Origin of the sequence: Streptomyces sp. SID5464, assembly GCF_009862985.1 — a bacterium.
GTDB lineage: Bacteria > Actinomycetota > Actinomycetes > Streptomycetales > Streptomycetaceae > Streptomyces > Streptomyces chartreusis_D.
The window spans coordinates 166536-172562 of sequence record NZ_WWIQ01000010.1; the positions used below are offsets into that span (position 1 = coordinate 166536).

Annotated in this window: 5 protein-coding genes; 3 read left to right on the forward strand and 2 right to left on the reverse strand. The window is 71.7% G+C overall.

Going from position 1 to position 6027, the window contains the following annotated elements; genetic code table 11:
• A partial coding sequence (locus tag GTY47_RS10795; RefSeq protein ID WP_010035532.1) for a fatty acid--CoA ligase family protein occupies window positions 1-2135 on the reverse strand: 2135 nt, incomplete at its 3' end.
• 50 nt (window positions 2136-2185) lie between these two features.
• On the reverse strand, window positions 2186-3673 hold the full coding sequence (locus GTY47_RS10800) for a multicopper oxidase domain-containing protein (protein WP_010035534.1): 1488 nt from the start codon (window positions 3671-3673) through the stop codon (window positions 2186-2188).
• 242 nt (window positions 3674-3915) lie between these two features.
• On the opposite strand from GTY47_RS10800, the gene GTY47_RS10805 reads away from it, so the two are divergent.
• The 3 genes from GTY47_RS10805 (at window position 3916) to GTY47_RS10815 (ending at window position 6027) form a co-directional block, all read left to right on the forward strand.
• Window positions 3916-5481, forward strand: coding sequence for a SagB family peptide dehydrogenase (locus GTY47_RS10805; protein WP_010035536.1), 1566 nt, complete (start codon window positions 3916-3918; stop codon window positions 5479-5481).
• Window positions 5482-5644: 163 nt separating this feature from the next.
• The gene (locus GTY47_RS10810; RefSeq protein ID WP_078602758.1) at window positions 5645-5818 is read left to right on the forward strand and encodes a thiazolylpeptide-type bacteriocin; all 174 of its coding nucleotides are present in this window, start codon (window positions 5645-5647) and stop codon (window positions 5816-5818) included.
• A gap of 35 nt (window positions 5819-5853) precedes the next feature.
• Entirely contained in the window at window positions 5854-6027 is a 174-nt protein-coding gene (locus GTY47_RS10815) for a thiazolylpeptide-type bacteriocin (RefSeq protein WP_078602759.1), read from the forward strand.

The window sequence follows — 6027 nt, forward strand, 5'->3', positions numbered from 1 at the left end:
CCGCCCGCCAAGGGCACAGGCACCGGGCCACCCGGCGAAGGCAGGGGCACCGAGCCGCCCACCGTGAGCGGAGGCACCGGACCACCCGCGGAGGGCGAAGGTGCCGGCCCGCTCTCCGGGAGCGGAGGTGCCACGCCATCTGCGCGGGGCAGAGGTACCGGGCCGCCCGCCAAGGGCGGAGGCACCGGCCCACCCGCCGGGGGCAAGGGCACCGAGCCGCCCGCCGGGAGCCGAGGCACCCGGCCGCCCGCGGATGGCGAAGGTGCCGGGCCGCCCGCCGGGGACGGTGGTGCCGGACCGCTCTCCGGGAGCAGGGGTGCCACGCCGTCTGCGCGCGGCGCAGGTACCGGGCCGCCCGCCAAGGGCACAGGCACCGGGCCACCCGGCGAAGGCAAGGACGCCGAGCCGTCCGCCGGGAGCGGAGGCACCCGGTCGCCCGTGGAGGGCGGAGGTACCGGCCCGCCCGCCGAGGGCAAGGGCACCGGGTCGCCCGGCGAGGGCAAGGGCACCGGGTCGCCCGGCGAGGGCAAGGGGGTCGTGGCTTCCGTCGGGGGCCGGGGTTCCGTGCGGGGTGTTTTCGGCGTCGGGCGGATTCGTATCGGGGCCGTGGCGCCCCGCAGCCGTGTTCGGTCCGGCTTTCCCGTGGGGGTGAGGGGGAGTTCGGGCCAGATCGAGACGCTGAGTGGGGCGTGTTCCGGAGTGAGGGTGGCTGCGACGTAGTCGCGCAGGTCGCAGGAGGTGTGACCGGCGCCCGAGTGGAGTTCGACGGCGGCGTGGACCTGCTCCACCAGGTCCTCGTCGCGTACGCCGAACACGGCAGCCTGGCGCACCTGCGGATGCTTCAGCAGGGCCGCCTCGATGGCGGACGGGTCGAGCTTGAGCCCGCCGTGCTTGATGACGTCACCGACCCGGCCGTCCAGCCGGAGATAGCCGTAGCGGTCCCAGTGGCCTAGGTCGCCGGTGCGCAGCCAGCCGTCCCGATAGGTCGCCGCGGTCAGCTCCGCGTCGTCGAGGTAACCGGCCGACACCGTCGGCGAGTTGATCCAGATCTCGCCGCTCCGCCCCCGCCCCAGCGGTGTGCCCGAGTCCGGCTCCCGGATCTCGACGCGTACCCAGGGGAAGGGCCGGCCGGCCGAGCCCAGCAGTTCCGGCTCGCGGTGGTCGAGCGGGGTGAGGCTGCTGATGCCGCCCGCCTCCGTGGTGCCGTACACCTGGATCAGTACGTCGCCGAAGACCCGGACCGCCTGCCGGACCCGCTCGGGCGCGGCCGGGGTGCCGCTGTACGTGATGCGGCGCAGCGACGACAGGTCGTACGACGTGACCAGCGGGTGGTCGAGCAGGCGGTACAGGTGGGGCACCGCCAGGTACACGTCGGTCACCCCGAGTTCGGCGATCGCCGTCAGGGTCGCGTCGGCGTCGAACTCGTCGTGCAGGACGACCGTGCCACCCGCGCACAGCACGGCGTCCGCCATGGGTGCCGTGGTGTGGCTGACCGGCGTGACGGACAGCAGTGTCGCCGGTCCCCTCGGATCGAGGCCGGAGGCCAGCCGGCCGACGAGGTGCTCGCGGGTGCCGTAGCGTTGCGCGACCATCTTGGGCCGCCCGGTGCTGCCGCTGGTGAAGTCGACGACGGCCAGGTCGTCGGGGCTCGGCGACAGGGCCGGCGGCACGGTGTCGTGCCCGTCCGCCGTGCGCGGGATCGCCCGCACGGTCAGGCCGGGCCGCCGCCGCGCCAGCCATCTGCCGCGGGCCGCGCTCTCCTCGTCCGCCTCGTCCACGAGCAGCAGCGACACACCGAGGTCACGCAGCAGCCCGGTCTGGGTGGCGACCGAGAACGTCTCGGTGTCCGTGCGGGGGTTCATCGAGCGGACGTAGACGGAGGTGGCGCCGAGCAGATGGACGGCGTAGCGGGCGCTGAGCATCAGCGGGTGGTTGGGGCCGGTCAGGATGGCGACGGTGGTGCCGGGGCGGATGCCCTGGGAGTGCAGCAGCGCGGCGCTGCCCAGGACGGATGCCCGCAGCGCGCCGGCCGTCACCGTCGTGTCCGGCCGGTGCAGGACGACACGGGTCGGGTCCCTGCCCAGTGCCGCGAGGACGCGGCGGGCGTAGGGGCTGGGAATTGCTTCGGTGGTCATGGTCCTCCTTTCCGGAAAACTCAGGTCCCGGAAACTCAGGTCCGGAAAACTCAGGCGATCTTCATTTGCGCCATCATTCCCATGGCGCTGTGGTCGATCATGTGGCAGTGGTACGGATAAACACCGCGGTGTGAATCGAAAGTGAGCTGGAGTTTCGCCGTCTGGCCGGGAAAGAGCAGCACGGTGTCCTTCCAGCCGGTCTCCGCCGGATACGGCGGCTGCCCGTCCCGTTCGAGAATGCGGAACTGCACCAGGTGCGTGTGGAAGTTGTGCGGCACGGTGGCGCTCTTGTTGGTGACCGTCCACACCTCGGTGCTGCCCCACTCGATGTGGGTGTCGATGCGGTCCGGGTCGAAGGTCCTGCCGTTGATGTACGCCTGGTGGCCGCCGGAGCCGGGCTCGTCCATGGAGAGTTCGAAGCTGCGCTCCACGGTCGGCTTCGGCAGCGCCGGCAGCGTGGCGAGGGTGTCGGGCACCCGGCTGCTGTCGGCGGTCCGCTCACCGACGTCGAACCGCATGACCTGGCCGACGAGTTCGGTCGGACCGGGGCCCAGCATGTTGGCGAGGGTGAGCCTGGTGCCGGGCGCGTACTTCGAGAAGTCGACGACGAAGTCGATGCGTTCGCCCGGGGACAGGACCAGCACGGGCGTCTCGGCGGGGGCGGCGAGCAGACCGCCGTCGGTGCCGATCTGCCGCACGGGGTGCTGGGTGGCCGAGCCGTCGGACAGCGCCAGGACGAAGATGCGCAGGTTGCACGAGTTGACCAGTCGGAAGCGGTACTTGCGGGCCTCGACCTTCATGTACGGCCAGGGCCTGCCGTTGACCAGGATGGTCGTGCGGTTCTCCGCGTCGTCCATCGTGTAGACCAGCTGGGCGTTGCCGTCGAACTGCGCGTCCCGCAGGACCAGGGGGACGTCGTACTTCCCGGCCGGCAGGCCCAGCCCGTCCTCGGCGGGGTCCCGCAGCAGGTAGAGACCGGACAGGCCCCGGTAGACGTGCTCGGACTCCATGTGGTGCGCGTGGTCGTGCGTCCACAGGGTGGCGCCGGGCTGCTCGTTCTCGTACACGTACGTCCGCTTGCCGCCGGGCGCGATGGTGTCCATCATCCCGCCGTCGTGCGCCACGGGGTTGTTGCCGCCGTGCAGATGCACCGAGGTCGGCATGTCGAGCGCGTTGATCTGCTGGACGACGGTGGTCCGGCCGGTGCGGGCGCGGATGGTGGGGCCCGTGAACGAGCCGTTGTAGGTCAGGGCGTCGGTGCGGGTGCCCGGCAGGATCTCCACGCCGGTGCGGCGCATCGTGATGCGGTAGAAGTCGGCGGTTCCGGTACGGCGGTACGGGGCCAGGACCGGCGGAATCGTCAGCGGCACCGAGAACGGTTCGACCGGTGCGGCCGCGGAGGCCTTCCCGGCTGCCGGGGTCGCGGCCGCGGCCGGCTGTCCGGCGGTGAGCGTCCGGAAGACCCCGCCCGCCGCGCCGACCGCCCCGACGGCGCCGGTGGTGAGACCGAGACGTATCGCATGTCGACGACTGAACACGAGGTTTTCCTTCTCTGCCGGTGAGCGTGACGGTGGAATTCGTGTTCCGAGCATGCGCTTTGGGCGCCGAATGTCCGAGCGAATGCCGTCCGTCCCTGTCATCTGTCACGCATTCCATGACCTCGGTCACGAGGGGGAATGGTGACTGTCATTCGGTGCGGCCGGTGAGCGAGGAGGGGGTGTAGCGGGGCGCAGAGTGGATTTCGACAGGTCGATCCACACGAGTCCGTACCGGAGGCCCGATGATTCCCGCGACCACGAAGAAACCCCCCGGGTTCGCCGCCCGGGCGCTGCGCACCGACGTGCGGGTGACGTTCGACGACAGCACGGGCACCGCCCTGCTCCGGGGGCCCGCCACCTCCCTCGCCCTGCGCCCGGTACGCGGCCCGCTGCGCACCGTCCTGGACCGGCTGGCCGAGGGCCCGTTGCCGCGCGAGGAGCTGTACGAGGGCCTCGACGGCGCCGGGCGGGAGCGGGCCGACGCGCTGCTGGAGCGGGCCGGGCATCTGCTGGCGTACAGCGTGCTCACGCACGCCGAGCCGCCGCTGCGCCGGGAGTTGGTCCGGTTGGAGCCGACCGCCCGGGACGCCGGGCACCGGGTCGCGGACGTGCCCGCCGGCGCGCGCGTCCGCCTCTCGCGGTTCGCCTTCTGCCGTACGCGCGAAGGAGTCCTCGTCCTGGAGTCACCCCTGGTGAAGTTCCGCGCCGTGCTCGTGGACCGGGCCGCCCGCGAGCTCGCCGCCGCCCTGGGACAGCCGGGCCGGGCGGGCAGCGCCGGGGAGGTCACCGGGCTGAGCGAGGCGGAGGCCCTGGACGTCCTGTGCCATCTGGTCGGCCTCGGTTTCGCCGAACTCGCCGGAGCGGACGGCACGTTCGGCTCCGACACCGATCCGGTGCTGCGCCAGTGGGACTTCCACGACCTGCTGTTCCACTCGCGCATCCGCTCCGGGCGCTACGACGAGGCCTTCGGCGCCCTCTACCCCTACCGGGGCGAGATCGACCCGCAGCCCGCCGTGAAGCCAGCGCCGCACGGCCCCGTCACCGAGCTGTACCGCCCGCGCCGCTCCGACATCGACGCCGGCGACCCGTCCCTGACCGCCGCCGTCGAGTCCCGCCGCTCCCACCGCACCTTCGGGGAGCGGGCGTTGACGGCGCGCGAGCTGGGCGAGTTCCTGTACCGGGTGCAGCGGGTCCGGGTGCACCGCACTCCCGGCCCGGACGCGCCCGGCGAGGACGAGGTCGTCTCGCGGCCCTACCCGAGCGGCGGCTCGCTGTACGAACTGGAGCTGTACGTCACGGTGCTGCGCTGTGCCGGGCTGGAGCCGGGCGTCTACCACTACGACTCGTACGCGCACCGTCTCGTCCTCGTCAGCGCCGCGGAGGCGGACCGGCGGGCGCTGCTGGGTGTGGCGTCCCGTTCGGTGGGCTTCGAGGTGCGCCCCGATGTGCTCGTCACGGTGACCTCGCGGTTCCAGCGCATGGCGTGGAAGTACCGGGCCATGGCCTACGCGACGACGCTGCGGCACACCGGGGTGCTCTACCAGACCATGTACCTGGTGGCCACGGCGATGGGCCTGGCGCCCTGCGGGCTGGGCAACGGCGACGCCGACCTGTCCGCCCGCGTGCTGGGCCTGGACTACCTCCGGGAGTCCTCGGTCGGCGACTTCCTGCTGGGCACGCCGACCACGGGTACGGCGCCGCCCGCGGACCCGGGCGAGGAATGGCACATGGTGAACAGCCCTGAATGGGCAATTCCGCTCGACGGCTCCGGAAATCAGGGCGGCGACGGAAAGTCATTCGCCCCGTGATAAATGTCAGCCGGCGGCCGGAAACCCTGGCGCCGGGATGACGGGCCGAGCAATATGGATGTCAGAGCCGGACGGAAGCGAAAGAAATTCCGGAAGGTGAACCCCTCAATGATCCCGGGAATTCCGGTCACGGTACTTCCCGAAATCGACGGAAGGAAATCACATGACCGCCAAGGACATCAAGAACCAGGACGCGGACAAGGCGTTCGAGGGCTTCGACACGGACGAGCTGGAGACCCTCGAGGTCACCGACGGCGTCGCCCTGCCGGAGATGGGCGCCTCCAGCGGCTCGATCGGCACCTCCTCCTCGTCCTCCAGCACCTGCTCGGCCTGCTGACCCACCCTCACCACGGATCCCGGAAGGATTTCGACATGAGCATCGACGGCATCAAGAACCAGGACGCGGACAAGGCGTTCGAGGGCTTCGACACGGACGAGCTGGAGACCCTCGAGGTCACCGACGGCGTCGCCCTGCCGGAGATGGGCGCCTCCAGCGGCTCGATCGGCACCTCTTCCTCGTCGTCCAGCACCTGCTCGGCCTGCTGA